Consider the following 22,153-nt stretch of genomic DNA (forward strand, 5'->3'; position numbering starts at 1 on the left):
GCTTTGATTTTTTATTTAGTTAGTGTTTTCTTCGTTTTCTTGTATTTCATTCAATCTATTTTTAATTGCATTATAAAAACTAATTAAATCTTGTTCTTGTTCTTCTAGTGATTTATTGACATCAAACGAAAAATTTTGAGCTATTTGTTGGAAAACAGGATCATTTTTTATTTCTTTTGTTAATAAAGATTTTCTACCAATTCTATTTGAAAAAACAGATAACATAACTTCATAAGCAATATCATCAATCATTGCATCAAATAGTTTAGTTCCTTCTTCAGTATAAATTTGATACGGGTTTTTTTGTGAATATTGAACCAAATTAACATTCGATCTCAATTTGTCCATTCTGTTAATATGAGTTTGTCATTTATCATCTAAAACACTGATTATAGTATCTCTAACAACTGAATTAATGGTTTCTGTATCTGAATACTCTAAAGCGTTTTTTATCCACTCTTCAAATACATTTAAAATAATATTTGACACATAATTGGTAAGATCTGTCTCGTGAATCGAACTAATTTCATCTAAATTAAAATTAAACTCAACTAATTTACCTATATTTTCATTTAAGAAATTTACAAGAGCGGCGTAATTATAAGAATGATTATGTAGTGTATATTCTCTATTTTTGACTATTGACCTAGCAGAAGAAGTTATCATACCTCTCACAACTTTTTGAATGTTTGTAGTTACTAGTATTAAATCTCTTTGAGAATAAATTAAATCTCTTTGTTGACGAATAACATCATCATAATTTAAAACCGATTTTCTTGAATCATAATTAAATCCTTCGATTTTCTTTTGCGCATGATTAAATGCAAATTTTAAATTTTTCGAAGTTATTTCCTTGCCTTGAGAATCAGCATACGCTTCTATCAGCGAATCATAACTTGCAAACCTTTTCATTAATTGATCGTCTAAAGAAACAAAAAACTTACTTGTTCCAACGTCTCCTTGACGCCCAGATCGACCTCTAAGTTGGTTATCTATTCTTCTTGAAGTTGCTTTATCAGTACCTAGAACATATAAACCACCTAATGCGATTGCTTCTTGTGAAGGTTTTATATCTGTTCCTCTTCCGGCCATATTTGTCGCTATAGTAACTGATTTAACTTGTCCTGCTTTAGAAATTATATCCGCTTCACTCGCATTTTGTTTAGCATTAAGAACAGTATGTGGAATTCCTTTTTCTAATAATAATTTATGTAATAACTCTGATTCTTCAATCTGTGCTGTACCAACCAAAACGGGTTGTCCTTTTTCATATAATTCTTTAATTTTATTAACAACAGCTTCTCACTTATCTGTATAATTTGCAAATATTGAATCAGGCTCATCAACACGAGCAATAGGTTTATTTGTCGGAACAACATTAACTCTCATATTGTAAATATCTATAAATTCTTGTTCTTCTGTTTTTCCTGTACCGGTCATACCACAAAGTTTTTTAAACATTCTAAAGAAATTTTGATATGTAATAGTTGCTTGCGTTTTTGTTTCTGGTTCTACTTCTACTTGTTCTTTTGCTTGTATAGCTTGTTGTAAACCTTCAGAATAACTACGGCCATCCATAATACGGCCTGTAAATGCGTCAACAAGTTCAATTTTACCTTCTCTTATTATATACTCAACATCAATTCTCATAACTTTATGTGCTCTTAAAGCATTTTGAATTAAATGTATATCTTCAGAATTCTCGATATTATAAATATTTTCAGTTTGGTAAAATTTATTCGCTTTCGCAATACCGGAATGAGTTAAAGCAATAGCCTTGCTTTCCTCATCAATAATATAATCCTCAGAACCTAAAGTTCTTACAAATTGGTCGGCAGCAAAGTAACTTTTTTCATCAGTTTCTCCGCCAGAAATTATCAACGGCGTTTGAGCTTCATCTATTAAAATTGAATCAACTTCGTCAATTAAACAAAACTGTAAACCTCTTTGGACTTTTTCTCCAATTGTTTGAACCATATTGTCTCTAAGGTAATCAAATCCTAATTCAGAATGAACAGAATAAGTTATATCACAAGCATATGCTTTACGTTTATTATATGGATCCATTTGAGCTTTATTAATTCCAACTGTTAAGCCTAAAAACTCAAAAACAACACCCATTTCTTTTGCGTCACGCTCTGTTAAATATTCATTAACAGTTGATACAATAGCACCCTTTCCTAAAAGCGCATTTAAATAAACAGGAGCAATAGAAGTAATAGTCTTACCCTCACCAGTTTTCATTTCTGCAACTGAACCTAAATCAAGTAAAATACCACCTAAAATTTGGACATCATAAGGTCTTTTTCCTAAAACTCTTTTTGTCGCTTCTCTCGCTACAGCAAATACATCATTTCTAATATCATCAAGTGTATAACCTTGTTTTAATAAATCTTTAAAAAATTGTGTTTTTGACTTTAATTCTTCATCTGTAAATTTGGAAACTATTTTTTCAAGTTTATTAATTTTCTTGAGCGCAGACTCTGCGATTCTCATTTCAGTCGTCTTAAAATCTAATAATTGCGATAAATTCTTCATATTATTTTAATTATACTTTTTTTTATTTAATTAATAAATAAAAGTTGTTAACTCAAATTATAAAATAGTATATTGATCATTATTCGTGTTTTTTACATCATCATCTCACTTAAATGTTGTTAATTTATCTTTAATTTCACCTTTTTTACTAAAAGCCGTTCTAAAAAAACCTAACACTGTAGCCAATGAATTTATAAAAAGCGGAATTCCGGCAATTAAAGAAGTAAAAGCAAATCCAGGTTTAATACTTGTCATTTTATCTTTTTCAATTTCTTTTAGTTGATTCAAAACCATTTCACCTCCTTTCGCTATATATTTATATTTTTTTCGTTTTACAAACTAAATAAATAAAAAATAGCGTTTTTTCCGCTATTCAACATAATTTGTATTAAATTTACCGACTATTTTTCTCTCATCTGTAATCGAAATTCATATATTTGGATCTATGAATTTTAAATCATGAATTAAGTTTGGGGACTCTAAAATTAATATTGACGTAGTTATCTTTACGCCCTGTTTACCGGTGTAACCAGATTTAAATCTTTCAATTCTATACGAATGTCAGTATTCAATTAATTTAAAATAAGCAAGTATCTTATCAGGTGTATTGCTTACAATAGAAAGAGTTACTTTTTTATACTTTGGATATATTAAATCAACTACATAATTAATCACAAAAACATATATAAAAGTCGAAATTTCTCGAACTCCAAAAATAACTTTATGTTTATTACCGTTTGCATCTTCGACTTCATTAGGTCTTAAAAAAGCAAAAATAATTAGAAACATAATTGCGGTTACATAACCAATAATACTTAATGTAAAACCTATATTTTTTTTAGCTTTCATCGAAAAATAATAACCAATTACGTCTGTTCCTCCGGTTGATCCACCAGCTTTTCAAGAAAGAGAAATACCAATACCTATTAAAGCTGCTCCAATCATTGTATAAAGTAGATTAGAAGGGTCGTTATCATGAACTTCTTTTAAATTCACTTTGCTAGTTAAAACAAATTTTTCGTTAAAAAAATTTAAAACTGATTCTTGATCAAAAATTGTTGTTTGAACTAAAATTTGAAAAAGCATAAATAATACAGTTAAAACTAAAAAAGACCTCTTAATTTTTCATCCAAATATTAAAAATAATGGAACATTTATCGCCAAATATATTAGTGAAAAATATTTTTTAGTAGATTCAAAAGCATAATTGATTAAAGTAGGTATACCTGTGACACCAGAAGGTATGGTTTGGGCACGCCTTAGGAAAATGTAAGTACCTAAATTAAATACTATTGCAGCAACTAAAATAGTTAAAACTCTTCATCAATATCTTTGAAATAATATTTTTAAGTCTATTTTAACTTTTTTGTTGTTTTTTAAGTATATACCCATTTTATACTTAAGTTTTTCTTTTTCTAATTCAATAGCTGCATCGTTATTAACTAGAAGTATATCCTGATTATTTGATGTAGATTCTTGTTTAAAAAAAGCTGATTTATATTTTTGTATTTTTTTAAAATCCATATTTTTTTTCTTTAAATCTGGTACTAAATTTGAATCTGTGTTAGTTGATTTTTTATTATTCATAGTTATAATTGTATTATATTTTTAAAAAATGAAATTATTTTTTTATTTTATATATTTAATGCATAAATAATGTATTATTATTACGAAAAGCCGCATAAAAAAGTCCATTTTATCTTAAAAATAATTTAACATAAATTTTATTAGTTTTTAAGGATATTTTATGGCATTGTTTTCATGTTTTTTTTATTCATTTAAATGATATAAATTTTTTACATGTTTAAATAATTAAAAAATAATTAAAGTCAATAACACAAACAAAGTGAGGTAAAATTATGAAAATAAAAGGTATAGGCGCATCAAACGGAATTGCTATTGCTGAAGTTTTTAAAATCGAAGAACTTCCGGTAGATATAACTACTAATACCGAAGATGTAGAAAAAGAAGTCCAACTATATGAAAATGCTAGAAATGTTGTTTTAGAGAAGTTAAACAAAACAAAAGAATTGGCTAGCAACGAAGAACACAAAGCAATTTTTGATGCTCACATGGGATTTGTTTTAGATCCTGTTGCAATAGAAACAATTAATAATAAAATAACAAGCGAAAAAATTAGTGCTGAATACGCAATAAAAACATTTTATAATGAATTTGCATCTATTTTCGAAAATATGGAAGATGAATATATGAGAGAAAGAGCTGCGGACATAAAAGATGTATTAAAAAAATTATTGTATGTAATTAACGGTATTGAAGAACCTGATTTATTAAACATTAATAAAGAAGTTATTATTGTAGCAGAGGACTTAAGTCCATCTCAAACGGTGCAATTAAACAAAAAATATGTTAAAGGTTTTGTAACTAACATTGGAGGGCCAACTTCACATACAGCTATTATGGCTAGAAGTTTAGGAATACCATCAGTTGTTGGTACTAACACAATAATGAAGAATGCCAAAAATGGCGACATTATAGCTCTTAACGGTGCAAAAGGTGAGGTTATTGTTAATCCAAATCAAGATGAAATGAACGAATACAATAAACTCAAAAATGAATATGATGACTATTTAAGAAGAATCAAAGAATTAAAAGGTAAAGAATCAAAAACCAAAGATGATCATCATGTTGAATTAGCAGCAAATATTGGTACACCAAAAGATTTAGATGCTGTTTTAGAAAACGACTCAGAAGCGGTTGGTTTATTCCGTTCAGAATTTTTATATATGGATAACGATCATTGACCAACAGAGGAAGAACAATTTGCAGCTTACAAAGAAGTTGTTGAACGTATGAATGGAAAAAGAGTTGTTATAAGAACTCTTGATATTGGTGGAGATAAAACTCTTAAATATTTTAAATTCCCAGAAGAAATGAATCCTTTTTTAGGATATCGCGCAATTAGATTTTGTTTACAAAATCCAGATATATTTAAAACACAACTACGTGCTTTAATAAGATCGAGTGAATTCGGTAAAGTAGCTATTATGTTTCCGATGATAACAAATGTTAAGGAATTTTTAGATGCTAAAGCCGTTTTTGACGAAGCATATGAAGAAGTAAAACCTAAATATCCAAACATTAAAAACAAAAATGAAATTGAAGTAGGATTAATGATGGAAACACCTGCGGCAGCAATACTTTCAGATAAGTTTGCAGAGTATGCGGATTTTGTTTCAATAGGTACAAACGACTTAATTCAATATTCAATGGCAGCAGACAGAATGAACGAAAATATCTCTTATTTATATCAACCACTTAATCCATCAATTTTAAGATTAGTTAAACATGTTATCGATGGAGCACACAAACACGGAAAATGAGCAGGTATGTGTGGAGAAATGGCTGGTGATAAAAGAGCGGTTCCCTTATTAGTTGGACTCGGATTAGATGAATTTTCAATGAGTGCATCAAATGTTTTACCAACAAGAGAATTAGTAAATAAATTAAGTTTTCAAGAAATGAAAGATTTGGCAAGTCAAGCAGTAGAATTATCAACAGAAGCAGAAGTTCTTGAGTTATTAAGAAAAATAGCTTAACAAAAAATAGATGTTTTAGGCATCTATTTTTTAATTAAATTCGATATACTCATTTTTCTTTTTTTAAGAAATCAATAAAACATTCCAAATGTTAAAAGAGAGTCGACCGCTATACCTCCACCAAACATTAGTGTTATTGATTCTAAACTCGGAATTCAAACATTAGTCTTATAAAGTATAAACATTATTCCGAAGAAAGTTATATTGACAAATAACGATTGAAATAACATGTAATTTGTTTTACCAAAACCATAAAATATACTATCAATAATATTGTTGTACGCAAAAGTAATATAAAAACCTAAACTAATTAAAGCTAAATGATAAATTATTTTATGATTTTTTAATCCCATTACATTTTTTAAAAAAGGATCTCACCCCGGGATTGTTAAAAATCAAATCAATATAACTAAACTCACAATAACAAAATATCCAAATGTGTTATTTTTAATAGCTTTTTCTTTATTCGTACCAACTTCAGCTTTGATTAACTCTCCAAGTTGTAATATAGGAAGTAATAATCAGCCTCAAATAAAGCTATTTGCAGTTCAAAAATCACCAGCTGAACCAACCATATTTACCATTTTAACAACCATGAACATAAAAAATAAATTTCTAACTAAAGTTTCTAAACCAGACAATCCGCTTATTGGCAAAAATTCTCTAAATCACTTAAAATCTAGTTTAGAAAGTTTTCAAATATTAATTTTTTCATAATGTAACAAGATAAAACTTACTATAAGCAAAACAGACGAAACTATTATATTAGTTATAGCAACACCATTTACTCCTAATTGTAAAGAAATACTTAAATTAGAAATGAAAAAAATATCTAAAATTATAATTAAAAATAATTGTAAAAATAATGGTATATAGATATTTTTGTCTTTTTTCATTGTTATTAAGGAAACCAAAATAAATCTAAACATTATGTTAATAATACTTGCAATAGACTCTAACCTAACATAAGCAACGGTTTGATCAATAATAGACTCATTTTGAGCCATCGCTATTGTTAAAGGCCTAGCAGCTCCAATAACAATAAATGTTAAAAGTAAATAAATTGAAAAAGTAAATAACATACCTGTTTTCAACCTATTAATTAATTTTTCTTTTTGACTAATAACGGCTCCAACAAAGAAAAATAAAGGTAATATAAAGGACTCTTGAAGAATTTCATATAACAATTGAACTCATTGCATTTGAGCAGCAATAGAAAAGGTTCAAACATTAGGAACTTGACCTAGTCAATAAATTCTTATTGTATTGTAAATAGTTGGCAAAAACCCAAAAAACAATAAAGCCAAAAACATTCTTAAATTAATTCCTTGAAATATTTTTTTATGAATAACCATTTTAAAACTCCTTTTTATTTTTAATAACAAATTTATTCTACAAAAATAAGGTATAAAAAATAAAAAAAGAATAAAATAATAAAAATTTATAATAAAAAAACTAAAAAAATGAATTTTTATAATTATAAAATAATTATATATACCTATATACAAGGCATAAAAGTAATAATGTTTTGCTATTTAAAAAATTTGGTAAAATATTTTTTAAATTATTAAAAGAATATAATTTAATTGTATTAAGGAGAAATGAATATGTTTAGTAGAAAAGTAAAAGTTAACTTGATTATAGGACTTACAAGTGCATCAGTTAGTGCTTTATCTGGTGTGGTAGTTTATGCTACTAACAATTTAAACTCTAACTATAATCAACCAGGTTTTGTAATAACAAGTAGTGATGCTAAGATTATTAGCAAAAATAATTTAGATTTAGACGTTTATACTCCAAGCGTTGTTGATAGAAACATCAAAGAAAAACCTGAACCGAAACCTATTGAAAAACCTCAACCTAAACCAATTAAAAATGTAGTTATTGACAGGCCGAAACCTATTGAGGAAAAACCAAAAATTGAAAAACCAAAAGAAGTTATTCCTGAAGTTATAAAAGAACCAATCAAACCAAAAGAAGAACCTAAATTAACTCCACAAGAACAACCTAAACCTAAACCCAAAGAAGAATATAAAACCAAAACAATTAAAAAAGTTTATCAAAACTTTGGAGAAGTAGAAGTTAGTGTTACAGAATTTCCGGAAAGACAGGATTTTAGAAATGATGTTGAAAAAGGGATTGTTAACAGAGTTCCTTATAGAGCTGAAATCACACCAGATTTAAATGGTATTACTGTGACTGATCAATTAATTGCAAGAACCGCTGAAAACGCGAGAAAATCGATTTCAACTAAAATAAATACATTTAAGTTTATTCTAAATGAATTTAATTTGGACTCAAGACAAACTGAGACAGCAAAAAAATCACTAATTAGACAAAACGAAGATTATTATATTGACATAGTTTATAAATTTGGTAGACTGCTACAAAATGGAGATAAAATAAAAGAATTCCTTACAGATGAAGGGGTTCAAAAATATGACCAAATAAAACAAATACCAGGAACCTATGAGTATTACGATAGAGCCGGTAACCGCCATGAAATTAAAATTAGCGACATTGCTCTTATAACATATATTGATTTCGAAAAATTTAAAAACCCTACACTAAATGCTAGAAAACAACTAGAACAAGGTTATTTTATAGACCCAGATGATCCTAATATTTACATAACTGAAAATGGGGAATTAGACTCTCATACATACTCACCAATTGTAAATAAAGTTACAGCAGAATATGAACGTAATAACACCGAAAAAAGAGTTTTTGGATTTAAAACCATTTATACTCGTAATCCTGAACAAATTGCAAACGGTGGATATTATGGTTGAAGTAATAGAGATGTAACTTCAAATTACGCAAGCGAACATAATTTAGATATTCAACCTGGCGACGGAATTAAAGTCGATCACTTAACAAGAGATACAAGAGAAGAAGGAAAATTAAATGAAGCAGATGTTATTACAATTGACGCAAGTAATAATATTGGATATAAAAAAGCTCTCAAATTAATTAATGATATAAAAGAAAAAAATATTCCAGTTGTGGGATTTAGATTTAAAAATATAGGTAAGAACGACAGTTCACAAAAATTTAAAGATATTTTTGCGGCATTACCTAATAAAATACCATTATTAGAATTATTCTTAGAAAGTACAAACACTTCATCATTAAGAGCTCTTAAAGATAAAGAAATTGATGAAATGGCATTTTATACAACAACAAATTCTTTAGTTGAAGAATGAAACTTAAATCCATGAGCAGTTAAAGGGGCAGCTTGAGTTAATACAGCCGACTATAACGTAAGTTTCGGATATGCCTCCGATGCAAAAATAGTTTCAAGAATTACATTTGATAGTTTATCTTTTGACAAGGAAGATTTTATTAAGACAGATAACGGAGTAGATGCAACTTCAGTTAATAACGGATTGCGTATGGCATATTGAGTTAGAAATAATGAAAAAATATTCCAAGGTGGTTTTGGTCCAGGATTAAAACCTGACAGAAACGAAGCGGGCAACAGTTATCCTGTTGGTTTAGATTTAAGTAGGGTACCTGCAATGAAATCTTTAAGATACTTAGTTTTTAATGATATAGAGCATAAAAATCCAGGAACAAGAAAATTAAGAAGATTAGTTTTATTTAATGATAGAGATTATTTCGAAATAGATACTAACGAATTAAATAATGCTCAATTCTATGATATTATTGATAGAAATTCATTCAATGTTCCTAAATCAAAAATTATTTTTAGTAACGGAAAAACAACCAATAAAATACGTATTAAAGGAACTTCAAAAGGTCATACTCTCAACCCGAGCGGATTTAATAACTTAAATACATTAATTGATTTTAGTGATAATACTTTTAGTAGAAACACTATAATCGAAGTTCCACAAGATGAAACAAATTTAATTAATCAATTGAGAAATAGTGGATACAACGTAAGTACATACGACGAACAAGAAGGCGATATCCAATGATCATAGTTCAAATTTATGATTTAAATTTAATAGGAGGAAAATAATGCATTTTTTAAAATTAAAGAAAAATAAGATAAATGTGGCTATCATTATTTCCTCGTTAGCTATTTCCACTTCTTTGGCCGCTAGTGTTTATAATTTTTCATCAGGAAAAAATTCAAATGAATACGAATTTAAAATAGAAAATACAAGACCAAAATTAATTAATAAAAATAATTTAGATATTGTCAGAGGTGAAACTTCAATAATTGATGATAATTTAAAAGAAATTCCACAACCAAAACCTATTGAAGAACCTAAACCAGAACCAATTAAAGAAAAAGAAATAATCAAAAACGAAATAAATCCTAAAAGAGAAAAAATTGCTCCTAAACCAATACCTAAACCAATAGAAAAACCCAAAATAATTACTCCTAAACCAATACCTAAACCAATAGAAAAACCCGAGTCAAAACCAGTTGAACAACCTTCACCAATTGTTAAAGTAGTGCCGGAACCTGTACCTGAAGAAGTTAAAGATCCAGAACCTAGTCCGTCAGATAATAGGGCAGTTATTGATGGAGTTAGAGTTAGAGTAAAAAGAGAATTTCCGAAAGAACCGGTTGTAGAAGAATATGATATTAATAATAAATTAAATAATAGGATTAAATATATTGATTTAATAGGGACTAAAATCACAAGCATTGAAGCAACAGAAGAACTTAGAAAAGCTCAAGTTACAAAAGCTACAGATTTCTTATTTACTAATAAAAGCTTATTTAAAGCACACATAGAAGATTACAAACAAATAGTAAAACAAACTGAACAAACTGGTAAAACTTGAGATTGAGAACTTTATTTTAGTAGACCATCTAATCAAAATACTTTTAGCAAATTTGAGGATAGATTTGGATTGTTATTTGATCCTAAAAACGAAAAAAACTTTGTTAATTTTTTAACAGAGCAAGGACAAAGGGAGTGGCCTGAACATAAAAAATTATATGAAGGAAAACCATATGAAAAGATAAAATATGAGAGACTTTTATGATTAATGAGTAATTTAGATCAAACTAAATTAACAAAGATTTCTAACGATGTAGAGAATCTTTTCAAGGAAGGTCATACTTTAGGAGCGGAAGGTTCATATATAAATGAAAAAGGTGAAATAAGCAGTCATATAGGTGCCGTTCCCGATGGTCATAACCAAACATTAAATAGATATTATAGAGATAATATTGAAAAAAGAGCGTTTGGATATAATGATTGAATGTGGAGAACTGGCGGACAAATTAAAGACGGCTTATACCCTGGATGAGAAAAAAGAAATATAAAAAGTGATCCTAAATTTCAAAAATATAATATCCAAAACATTGATGGTATAGAAATTTATGAACTTACAAGAACCAATAATGACCCTGCCATCAAGAGAGAAAAAGGTACTGTTGTAAGTATTGACGCAAGTGATGATAGAGCTTACGAAAAAACCAAATCATTAATTGAAGAACTTACAGAAGATAAAGTTGAAATAACTTCATATAGAATATTAAACATGGGTCAAAAATCAGCAGGTCAAAAATTCAAAGACATTTTAAAAGCTTTACCCAAAAAGTTACCGCAATTAGAATTATTTTTTGATGCGGCAGCTTCTAATACTTCATCATTAATTGAACTTGAAGATAAAGAAATTGACGAACTTTCGTTATACACAGAAGGTAATTCGTTAAAAGAAGAATGAAATCTTAACCCACTTTCTTTCCGTAATGTTGCTTGAGTAAACAGCATTGATTATAACGTAGGTTTTGATTATAAACCCGGTTCAAAATTAGCTACAAGATTAGTATTTAATACAATTTCATTTGATAAAGGTGACTTAATAGAAAATGCTCCAAATGATGTTGCTAAATTTAAACGTATCAACGACGGTCTAAGATTGGTATATTGAGCAAGACACCACGAACCTTTTTTTAGTAGTGGAGATTACTCGTACCCAATGAATTTAGATTTTAGCAGAGTCCCACAAATTAGATCACTCAAAAATTTAGTATTCACCGACATAGTTCACCCAGAAAAACCACAAAGAAGACTTAGAAAAGTTAATTTATTTAATACTGGTTCTTACTTCGACATTTACGCAAACGAACTAAATGATGCCGGATTTTCTAAAAATATGGTTATAGGAGAACCAGGACCACCCGAAACCAAAATTACCTTTTCAAATAATAATGAAACTCAATATGTTTACATTAAAGGAAATACAACTTTAAGTACAAGTGGTATTAACGAATTAAGAACTTTAATATCATTGGGTAAACTTAAAAATACAATAAAAGTGGATAAAGAAAATATCGCTTTAATCGAACAACTAAAAGCAAATGGATATGAAGTTGTTGATAGTGATGAAACATGAGAATTTTCATAGGAGATAAAAAATGAAAAAAAATAAATGAACTAAATTGTTATCTTTAACATTCGGAATGACTTCGATTGTCACCGCAATTTCGTGTGGAGCAAACAATAAACAATCTTCTGAAAAAGCTAATAGCAATTCTACTAATAGCTCAGAAAATGAAGATCAACCTACAAGTGCAATTGATATCAAAAAGAATAAAGTTACTGATTTAATAAATTTCTTACCAAACGATGTTAACAAGGACGAATTTATCAACAAAATTAGAGAAGCGAGCGATGATAAAGCACTCGATGCAATTAATAACGAAATAAAAAAATCAATATTAGAAAATGGTAATTCTGAACAATTAGTAAAAACAACAAAAGAAATTTCAAGAAGGATAGTTGACCAATCAAAAAGAAGTGAAATTAATTCAAAAATTGATGATGCTAATAACGAAACTAATGTATCTAACAAAAATAAACAACTACTTAATTTATTTTTATCAGCAACTCAGGAAGCGGAAAAACCTGCAACCGAAGAACAAAAAAAATTATCTAAACAAAAATTCACTGAAGTAGTTACTAACCCAACTGAAGGAACACATTTTAATTTCGCATTTGAATCTATTAGAAATCAAAATAAATCTGAAGTTTTGCCTTCACAAGCTATTAGAAATATGTTATTAGATAAATTTGTACCTACCGATGAATATGCCTGATTCTTAGATATAGAAGTAAATAACGCAAAAGGTGTAGAAGGAGAAGAAAATCCAAACAAAACAGGAAATGTTGTTTTTTATGTTACATTTAAAAATAGATTAACTAGAGAGACATCAGAAGTTAAACAAATTCAACTTTCTGGTTTTAAAAACAACCAACAAGGTACTGATGAAAACGGAGAACAATACGGCGGAACTGAATTAGGCGGATTGCAAAAACCTACATCAAACAACGAAATAACAGAATACGTTAAAAAAACTCCAATCGAAAAATTTAAATATGACGATAACATTTATTTAACTGCTTTAAAGAACTATATAAAAAGTGCAGGCGATTTACAAGCAATTAGACCAGAATTAACATCAAACACTGACGAAAACATAAAATTCTTCAATAAAAAGGCCGAGGAAGTTGGTTTTAGCCCTTACGAAAGTGCTGTATATAAAGGATTTACATTACCAAAATATGGATCAAACAATAGTGTAGAAGGTTTAGCTTTAAATGATGTAATGGAAATAGGTAAAAAAGATTCGTGAGTAGATTCTTTAGGAAAAAAACCTGGAAACGATCAAGGTTTAGCTAGAACAATAACAAACAAAAATTATTTAGATGCATCTTACATTACATATCACGTAGAAATTAATAATTATTTAGCTAGTGAAGATGAAAATCAAAGAAACCTATTAAGAAAGCACGTTAAGAACCCTGAAAAATTAAAAGAATTTGCAGAAAAAATAAACGACAAAAACGCAAAAGATGAATTTATTAGAAGAATTAACGAAGCACACGGCGATACTATGGAAAATCCTCTTCAAGATTATTTAGAGCAAATAACAATCGATATTTTTAGAGCATTAGTTCAACAAATGAATGGCGATGAAAATGGCGCAGCTAGAATTTACACAGATTACTTAAATAAATATAAAGATGTTGTTTTAAATAAAATAAAATCAGATAATGAAATAAACGAACAAACCAAACAAAACGCAGAAAACTTTATAAGAAAAGCACAAAGTATGTGAGATATTCAAAATAAATTTATAGACTCTCAGGATGTTATTGCAGGAACCATTTGAATTATGGATTACGAGTTACCTGAAAGCGGACATTATCCAACTAAATTTTACTTTGGTACAAACTTACATGTTGCGGATGCAATAAATCCAAGTAGATTTGCGGGAATGTCAATAACAAATGTAAATAAGGAATCTGTTAGAGGTGATTATTCAAAATTAAAAGTAATACCACTAGATTCTGATAAATATAATACAGGAGTTATTCAAAAAGAATCGTTAAAAAGAATTTTTGATGCTAAAGATTATTTAAAAACAAATCCATCACAATATTTGATAAATAAACAGCAAGAAAAATATAAGGATGTACAAGAATTTCTTGATTTTTCAATATTTGAAATTGATTTCGAAAAAATTTCAACCAACGAATTAAAAGGTAAAAGTCCTCAAGAATTTGCAAAATGAATAACAAATGATTATGCAAATTGAAAGGACGAAGATAAAGTTAAGTTTAAATCAGAATCATATTTAAAGAATTATGAAAAAATAAATAATCCTATTTTATCTAGAAATGTAGACTTAAATAAATTGGATCAATTAATTATTTTAGGTTATCCTAAATCAAAATCTAACAACTGATTTGATTGATTTATAAAACAATACGTTGAAGAAGATCAAATGAAAGTTCGTGAACATGGTTATAGCTTATGAACAAATGCTGATGGGGATTATTATAATAAAACTGTGACAGAAGACGAGTTCGATAAAAGAACAAAAGAGAAACTTGATCGTGGTAACTTTTTATCATACAATGTTGCTTGGCGTGGTTTTATAGACAAACCAGGTGTTGTCGACGCTTTCATTTCTTCACCAACCGTAGGAGCAAAACAAAAACCATTTGATAACTTATATGTTTCTGACGATAACAAAAAATACATTTTATACGGTCTTGAATATCTACCAAGAAATTATGTTCCGGGTGGTGGAGCTTCGGGAAGTGGTGTGAGAACAAAAAATAACGAAATGGTTTCTGTATATCACGCAAGTTTTCAAGGAGCTAAAACCGGATTATCATCTGCTTTTAGATCAGAAGGATATAATTATAAAGGTTTATTCGGAGATTATAACCTACCACAATATGATTTAATTTATGGTGGTGGGAAAGATCAACAAAATTCATATCGTGAAAGTATGGAAAAACTTTTTAAAGAAAATAAAGTTAAAAAAACATGACTATTCCCTAATGGTTTTGAAAAAACAAATATTCCTACAGAATTCCAATTTGACAATAATAAATTAATAGAATATACACCAACAAAAAATACATCAGATATTTAATAAAATTAAAATGAAAGGAAAACTTCCTTTCATTTTTTATTTAGTTAGTTCTAAATCTCAAATTTCTTCAATAAGTTCAGTTTGAACCGAATGTCTTTTCGCCGAATTTATTGAAGAGTCCACATAATTTAAAGGATCTATATTTGGAAAAGATTTCTTTATATAATCCACTAATTTTGGATTATATTCCTCTATATCCGAAGATATTCTTTCAATATCATAATTATTCATAAATACACGATTAATTTTAGGCTTAACTAAAGTATTGTTATTAAGTTTATTACCAATTGTAAGACCAATGACCGGAAATGCTTGCCCTTTTATATTTAATAGTTCAATTATTTCTTTTGCTATATGTCTAACAAAACCAACAAAACATGTTCCTAAACCTAAATCGATTGCTTGATCTTGTGCACTAGTAGCTTGAATAAATGCATCACCAACAGCTATAGTATATGTTTCTGTTGAATTCTTATTAAATTTAACATCAGGATTACTTTTTAAAACCATATTCATCCTATTAAAATCTGCTAAAAATATAACAAAAATAGAAGCTGTTCTAATGTGAGTTCCTTTAGGATAAAGTTCCGCTATTTTATTTAATATAGTTTTATCAGTAATAACAATAGCACTTGATGAATGTCAGTTCGAAGAAGTTGGTGTATTTTTAATTGCATCTATAATATATTCTTTTTCTTTTTCAGAAAGTGGATGATTTAAATCATATTCTCTAATACTTTGTCTTGCTAAATTTTTTTCATGAAAATCCATAATAACTCCTATCTATATAAAATTATATCACTTTCAAAAATACATTTTTTACCTATGTCTACTTTGAAAAATTTTTAATTTAAAAAATGAATAATAAAATTTTGAAAAAATACTTCCGTTTTTTTTTTTTTTTTTAGAATTATATTGATTAATTAAAAAAGAAAGGTAAAAATGGATAAAAATAAAAAATTAGCTTTAACAAATTTATTAAGTAAAATTCTTATCTTAATACTTATAATAGTAATTATAGCCATAAACGTAACAAGCGCTGTAAAAGCAACCAACAATTATAACAATTATGGATATGGTAATTATTACACAAACAAAAGTGAAGTTTATAATAGTGCTAAGGGAGTTTTAATCGGTTCTATAATAATAGGAATTTTATTATTTGCATTTTCTATAGTAATACTTGTTACTCATATTATTTTAGCTATAAATACAAAAGACAAAATTAGAACTTTGTTATTAATTGGATTCATCGTTCCGTTTGCAACTTTTGCTGCCACAATAATGATTTTAAGTTCTTCTAAAAAAGAATTTGTAAACAAAAATAAAATAATTACTGATTAAAATTTAATCAATACAAAAACCTCTCAAAACTTAAATTGAGAGGTTTTTATTATGAATTTGTAGTAACTTATTAATTTAATTATTTTGATAAGTTACGAACACGAACTACTGTGTAAGGCATTAAAGCAATAAATCTAGCTCTTTTAATAGCTGTAGATACTTTTCTTTGATGTTTTGCACATGTACCTGTAATTGATCTTGATTTAATTTGTCCAGTTGCTGATACATAACCGTTTAATAATTCAACGTCTTTGTAGTCAACATAGTTAGATTTGTTTTCACAAAATGAACACACTTTTCTTCTACTTGAAAAAACTTTTTTACGTTTGTTGTAAGCCATATTAATCTCCTTGAAATATTAACCAAAAACCTCTTGGTCATCCGGTTCATTATTTTCGTTTTCAGAATATCCGCTTGTAATATCTTCGAAGTTATGTTTACTATTCATAACATTATTTTGAACCGAATTATTATTTTGTCATTGGTTTTGATTGTTAAAATTATTTTGTTGTTGATAGTTATTATTAAAATTATTATTAAATCCATTATTTGACATTTGTTGGTTGTTATTGTCGTTATTTCTCAATCTTCTTTGGAATTCATCTTTAGATTCCAAGAATTCAAATGTATCAACAACAACATCAAACGACCTAACTAATTGATTAGTTTCTCTAGAAGTATAAGTATTTGTTTGTATACTACCTTCTATCATAACTTTAGAACCTTTTGTTGTGTTTTTCGCAATTAATTCTGCTGTAGATCTTCAAGCAATAACATTAATAAAATCAGTAATTTCATTATTAGAAGAATTTGATATTCTTCTATTTATTGCTAATGTGAATCTTGTGTATCCTACACCTGAGCTTGTTGCGTTATACACAGGGGTAGATGTTAATCTACCTATTAAAATAACTTTATTCATATTAAATAACTACCTTTCTTTCTCGAAAATTATTTTTCAACTTTTTCAGTTTTTACTGTTGTACGTCTTCTTGGTTTTTCAGTATTTTCAGTTGAGTTATTTTCATTTCTTGTGTTGTTTTTATCGTATGGTTTGAATGTTCTTCTTTTTCTGTTTGGTTTTTCTTTTTTAGAACTATTTAAACCTTTTTCGCTATCTAAATTAATTACAAGTGTTCTTCAAATTTGTTTAATGATATTTGCACGACGTGTAAATTCCGCAGGTAAGTTAGCTTCCGTTTCAACTTCTGCTTGAATGTATTGTGCAAATTTAGATTTATTTATTTCGTATGCTAATTCGTTTTTCTCTAATTTTTCAGCTTTTTTAACTCCTGCACCGAAAACTTCATTAAGTAAATCAAATGCAATTTTAGAGTCTGCTTTAGGATCAACGATCATCATAATTTCGTATTTAACCATTTTTTATCTCCTTTTGGTCTTTCTGGGCAATATTTGCCAAGGAGTACTCTATACATACTCATAGTTAATTATATAAAATTTTGTATATTTTCTTAAAAATATTTTAAGAAATTTAAATTATAAATTTAATAAATATTAAAATGAAAAACTTGACAAAAAACTTAATAATTGTGATATATTTATGGTTATGAAAAATTTAGTTATTGTCGAGTCACCAAATAAAGTAAATACAATTAAAAAATATTTAGGTGACGATTATGAAGTTATTGCTTCAGTAGGTCATTTTTTAAAAATGAAAACAAGCGGAGAATACGGTTTAGGTATTGATTTTGAAAATTGAGAACCTTCTTATTCTCTAGAAAGAGGCAAAAGTAAATTAGTTAGCGGAATAAAAAGTGCATTAAAAGAAGCTAAACATGTTTACATTGCAACAGACCCTGACCGTGAGGGTGAAGCGATAGGATCACATATTGTTGAATATTTCAAAATAAAACCTGAAATGTACTCAAGAATTAAATATAACGAAATAACAAAAGATGCAATTTTAAAATCTTTTGAAAAGGCAAGCGTACTAGATGAAGGTTTAGTTGATGCACAAAAATCTAGAAGAATGTTAGATCGTATCATTGGTTTTAGAGTAAGTCAATTGATCAGAAAAAAATTCAAAAACTCTCCTGGTACGCCAACTGCGGGTAGAGTTCAATCAATTGCGCTTAAGCTTGTCGTAGATAGAGAAAAAGAGATAAATGCTTTTATACCTGAGCAATATTACAAGTTGAATGCAAAGTTAGTAAATAATGATGTTTTAGCTATGTATTTTAATTCTGAAAATATTTCGGAAAGAAGAGAATGAATCGAAACAAAAGATATCGATAAAATTAAAAAAGATTTTGAAAACATAGATCTAAAATTAGAAGTAATTAATATAGCAAAAAGTCAAAGAAAAGTTGGAGCATTAACACCTTTCAAACAAGCTACATTATACAAAAAAAGCCCATTAAGTTCTTCTTCTACACAATCTGCTGCACAAAATCTTTATGAGGGTTATGGAGACGGAGGATTAATAAGCTACCCAAGAACCGATAGTTCAAGAATGTCGCAAACTTTTGTGAATGAAGCTCATAAATTTATTGCTAAAAAATGAGGAAAAGACTATATAGCTGAAGAAATAAAAGGCTTTAGTGGTGATCAAGATGCCCACGAAGCTATTAGACCAACAGATTTAGAACTGACTCCAGAATTAGCAAAAAGTAAGTATCCCGAAATGTCAGAAAGTGAGTTAAAAGTTTATAAATTAATTTATGAAAACACCTTAATGGCGCTAATAAAACAACCTATTAGAGAAAGTAAACAATATACTTATAAAACTAAAGAATATATGTTTAAAAACACTTATTCAAAAATTATTTTTGATGGTTATTATATAGTTACAAATAAAGAATTAGAACAAAATGATCCAAATTATCAGCTAAATCAAATTGTTGCTGTCGAACAATTTAATTTTGAAGAACATGAGACAAAACCCGCGCCAAGATATAATGATGGAACATTAATTGAAAAACTAGATGAAATAAAAGTAGGTAGACCTTCAACTTTTGCTTCAACAATTAAAATAATAAAAGATCGTGCTTATGTTAATATGCAAGGTAAACAACTTGTACCTACAGAATTTGGTATAAAAGTAAGTGATTCTTTAATAAATGCCTTTCCAGATATTTTTAATGAATTGTATACAGCTTCAGTTGAAGAGCAATTAGACAAAATTGCAGATAATGAACTCGAAAAAAATAATTTAATGGAAGCTTTTTGAAACAAATTTCAAGTGGCATTAGAACAAGCTACAGATAAAATGAGTGTAGTTCAATTTGAATTAATTGAACTTGATGAAAATTGCCCACAATGTGGAAATAAATTACTTATTAGAAATAATAAAAAAGGACAAAAATTTATCGGATGTAGTAATTTTCCTAATTGTAAATACACTGCTAGTTACGAAGAAGGTAATAATTCTTCAAATAACGATAAATACGATGAAGAAGAAGAATAAAAAAATCGCAAAATGCGATTTTTTTATTTATTAAAATTAAAAAATTATTTTAACAATATAAATAATTTTTTTACCAACGTGCAATAACGCGTATTTGTTGTTAAAATATTCTGAATAAACAACAAAATCTTCGTTTACTGGCTTTAAATTAAATTTAATTGCCTTATTTTGGATAAATTCTCTTGCTTCTCTTTTAGATTTTAAAATTGATTTATTGATTAATTGTTCTATTAAATTAGAGTCTTTTTTAATTTCTACTAAAGGTATTTCTTTTTCAAGAGAAGATAAAATATTAGAATCAAAACTACTCAAATCAAGTTTTTTATTATATAAAATTTCGCTTATTGTTTTTGATTTAATAGCCTCGTTTTCTCCATGAATATTTTTAATAACCTCATATGCTAGTGTTTTTTGAGCATATTGAGATGATGTATTAGAATTATGAATTTCCATAATTTCATTTATTTTTTCAATAGGTAAAAAAGTTAATCATAAAAGTAATTTTTCTACTATAGTATCAGTTTGTTTTATTAAAAATTGATACATATTAAAAGGCTTTGTACGTTCTTTATCGAGTCACAAACTACCTCCACCTGTGGATTTACCGAATTTATTACCATTCTCATCAGTAAGAAGCCCGGAAGTAAACACAAAAGCTTCATGATCGTTTCCAACAACTTTAGAAATTATTTCTAAACCTGTTGTAATATTTCCTCATTGATCTGAACCGCCAAATTGGACACGTACATTGTACTTTTTATAAAGTTGAAGAAAATCTCACCCTTGTATCAACGGATATGAAAATTCAGTAAAACTCAATCCCTTTTCTAATCTTCTAGCAACTGAATCTTTATTAATCATTGTTGATATGTTTACTAATTTTCCAACATCTCTTAAAAATGTTAAAAAATTCATATCCTTATAAAATTCAAAATTATCAATAACTTCTATCCCAAATCCTTCTAGTTGTTGTCTAATTTTATTTTTATTTTTATTTAAAGTTTCGCTATCAAGCAATTGACGTTCGCTATCTCTAAAAGAAGGGTCTCCAATCATACCGGTAGCACCACCCAAAACACCAATAACTTTTCAACCATATGATTTAAACCTTAAAAGTATTGCAATTTGAATATAATTACCAAGATGTAAACTATCAGCTGTAGGATCAAAACCAGCGTAAACAGCACTTTCATCGTCAGTTTTATAAAACTTTTCAATATTACTTGTATCTTTGAGAATACCTCTTTTTTCAAGGTCTTTTAAAACTAAATGTCTTGACATAAATCAAACTCCTGTCCCACTTGTGTCTCATCGCCAAAAATTAAACCATCTCTTTCAATTCCTAATGTTTTATAGCTTGTTACCATACCGTTACTTTCTATATTCATAACTTTACCACTTAAAATTTCAAGTCCTGAGAAGGTGGTTGCACCAATTCTAGCAAACACACACACTTTTCCTTCTAAAGTATCCAATGTATTCGTTATTATTTGAGTAGTTTTTTCTTCATTAAAATTAACCTCTAAAACAAACAATTTATTACTTTTTTCATGAATAATTCTTTTTAGGATTTTACCATATTGAAACATTTTTATAGGTTTTATCACTAATCCTAGTTTATTAGCCTCATCTTTAATGATATTAATTTGCTCGCTACTTAATCTAAAAAATTTATTATTATTTTCAATAAAATACTTCTTATTATCCAAAATATTTATCGAAGAAACATTCTTGTTTTCGTCAACAAAAAATACTATTTTATCACCATAAATTTTATTAATTTTTTTAATATTTGAATTAACAAAAACAATACTTGTATTTGCGAAATTTTCATTTAAAACATTGCATATAATCATTTTTATATTATAACACATTTAATTGTTATTTTATATTATAATA

General features: G+C 27.6%; 16 protein-coding genes. 6 read left to right on the top strand and 10 right to left on the bottom strand.

Annotation, left to right across the window (positions count from 1 at the left end; translation table 4 throughout):
• Positions 1–15: 15 nt before the first annotated feature.
• The 3 genes from secA to KQ876_RS02430 form a co-directional block, all read right to left on the bottom strand.
• The gene (gene secA, locus KQ876_RS02420; protein WP_216490116.1) at positions 16–2,538 is read right to left on the bottom strand and encodes a preprotein translocase subunit SecA; all 2,523 of its coding nucleotides are present in this window, start codon (positions 2,536–2,538) and stop codon (positions 16–18) included.
• Positions 2,539–2,595: 57 nt separating this feature from the next.
• Positions 2,596–2,832, bottom strand: coding sequence for a hypothetical protein (locus KQ876_RS02425; RefSeq protein ID WP_205852669.1), 237 nt, complete (start codon positions 2,830–2,832; stop codon positions 2,596–2,598).
• A 75-nt stretch (positions 2,833–2,907) separates the two neighbouring features.
• Positions 2,908–4,125: a YitT family protein gene (locus KQ876_RS02430; RefSeq protein ID WP_205852015.1), complete on the bottom strand. Its 1,218-nt coding sequence runs from the start codon at positions 4,123–4,125 to the stop codon at positions 2,908–2,910.
• A gap of 272 nt (positions 4,126–4,397) precedes the next feature.
• On the opposite strand from KQ876_RS02430, the gene ptsP reads away from it, so the two are divergent.
• Positions 4,398–6,098, top strand: coding sequence for a phosphoenolpyruvate--protein phosphotransferase (ptsP, locus tag KQ876_RS02435; RefSeq protein WP_205852670.1), 1,701 nt, complete (start codon positions 4,398–4,400; stop codon positions 6,096–6,098).
• 23 nt (positions 6,099–6,121) lie between these two features.
• On the opposite strand, the gene KQ876_RS02440 is transcribed toward ptsP, so the two are convergent.
• Entirely contained in the window at positions 6,122–7,453 is a 1,332-nt protein-coding gene (locus KQ876_RS02440; protein ID WP_205852013.1) for an MATE family Na+-driven efflux transporter, read from the bottom strand.
• Positions 7,454–7,705: 252 nt separating this feature from the next.
• Between KQ876_RS02440 and KQ876_RS02445 the strand changes: the two genes are divergently transcribed.
• From KQ876_RS02445 to mip, 3 genes are read left to right on the top strand one after another with little or no spacing between them, the layout of a single operon-like run.
• Entirely contained in the window at positions 7,706–10,048 is a 2,343-nt protein-coding gene (locus tag KQ876_RS02445; protein ID WP_216490118.1) for a putative immunoglobulin-blocking virulence protein, read from the top strand.
• A gap of 37 nt (positions 10,049–10,085) precedes the next feature.
• On the top strand, positions 10,086–12,440 hold the full coding sequence (locus KQ876_RS02450; RefSeq protein ID WP_216490120.1) for a putative immunoglobulin-blocking virulence protein: 2,355 nt from the start codon (positions 10,086–10,088) through the stop codon (positions 12,438–12,440).
• Between the two features lie 10 nt (positions 12,441–12,450).
• On the top strand, positions 12,451–15,483 hold the full coding sequence (mip, locus tag KQ876_RS04425; protein ID WP_216490122.1) for an Ig-specific serine endopeptidase MIP: 3,033 nt from the start codon (positions 12,451–12,453) through the stop codon (positions 15,481–15,483).
• 36 nt (positions 15,484–15,519) lie between these two features.
• On the opposite strand, the gene KQ876_RS02460 is transcribed toward mip, so the two are convergent.
• The gene (locus KQ876_RS02460; protein WP_216490124.1) at positions 15,520–16,254 is read right to left on the bottom strand and encodes a nitroreductase family protein; all 735 of its coding nucleotides are present in this window, start codon (positions 16,252–16,254) and stop codon (positions 15,520–15,522) included.
• 171 nt (positions 16,255–16,425) lie between these two features.
• On the opposite strand from KQ876_RS02460, the gene KQ876_RS02465 reads away from it, so the two are divergent.
• Positions 16,426–16,827 carry a hypothetical protein gene (locus tag KQ876_RS02465; protein WP_216490126.1) on the top strand — a complete coding sequence of 134 codons (402 nt, stop codon included), beginning with the start codon at positions 16,426–16,428 and terminating at the stop codon, positions 16,825–16,827.
• 79 nt (positions 16,828–16,906) lie between these two features.
• Here KQ876_RS02465 and rpsR read toward each other — a convergent pair whose 3' ends face one another.
• The 3 genes from rpsR to rpsF are packed head-to-tail and all read right to left on the bottom strand — an operon-like array spanning position 16,907 to position 18,207.
• Entirely contained in the window at positions 16,907–17,167 is a 261-nt protein-coding gene (rpsR, locus tag KQ876_RS02470; RefSeq protein WP_205852007.1) for a 30S ribosomal protein S18, read from the bottom strand.
• 18 nt (positions 17,168–17,185) lie between these two features.
• The gene (locus KQ876_RS02475; protein WP_216490128.1) at positions 17,186–17,749 is read right to left on the bottom strand and encodes a single-stranded DNA-binding protein; all 564 of its coding nucleotides are present in this window, start codon (positions 17,747–17,749) and stop codon (positions 17,186–17,188) included.
• 29 nt (positions 17,750–17,778) lie between these two features.
• Entirely contained in the window at positions 17,779–18,207 is a 429-nt protein-coding gene (rpsF, locus tag KQ876_RS04430) for a 30S ribosomal protein S6 (RefSeq protein ID WP_205852005.1), read from the bottom strand.
• A 187-nt stretch (positions 18,208–18,394) separates the two neighbouring features.
• Between rpsF and topA the strand changes: the two genes are divergently transcribed.
• Positions 18,395–20,254, top strand: a complete 1,860-nt coding sequence (topA, locus tag KQ876_RS02485) for a type I DNA topoisomerase (RefSeq protein WP_216490130.1) — start codon at positions 18,395–18,397, stop codon at positions 20,252–20,254.
• Between the two features lie 36 nt (positions 20,255–20,290).
• On the opposite strand, the gene tyrS is transcribed toward topA, so the two are convergent.
• Both tyrS and tapR read right to left on the bottom strand, forming a co-directional pair.
• The gene (gene tyrS, locus KQ876_RS02490; RefSeq protein WP_205852680.1) at positions 20,291–21,535 is read right to left on the bottom strand and encodes a tyrosine--tRNA ligase; all 1,245 of its coding nucleotides are present in this window, start codon (positions 21,533–21,535) and stop codon (positions 20,291–20,293) included.
• Complete coding sequence (tapR, locus tag KQ876_RS02495; protein ID WP_216490132.1) at positions 21,520–22,110, bottom strand: TyrS-associated PheT N-terminal domain-related protein TapR; 591 nt, start codon at positions 22,108–22,110, stop codon at positions 21,520–21,522. The genes tyrS and tapR overlap by 16 nt, the downstream gene beginning before the upstream one ends.
• Between the last annotated feature and the right edge of the window lie 43 nt (positions 22,111–22,153).

The organism is Mycoplasma sp. CSL7491-lung, assembly GCF_018913965.1.
Lineage (GTDB): Bacteria > Bacillota_I > Bacilli_A > Mycoplasmatales > Metamycoplasmataceae > Mycoplasmopsis.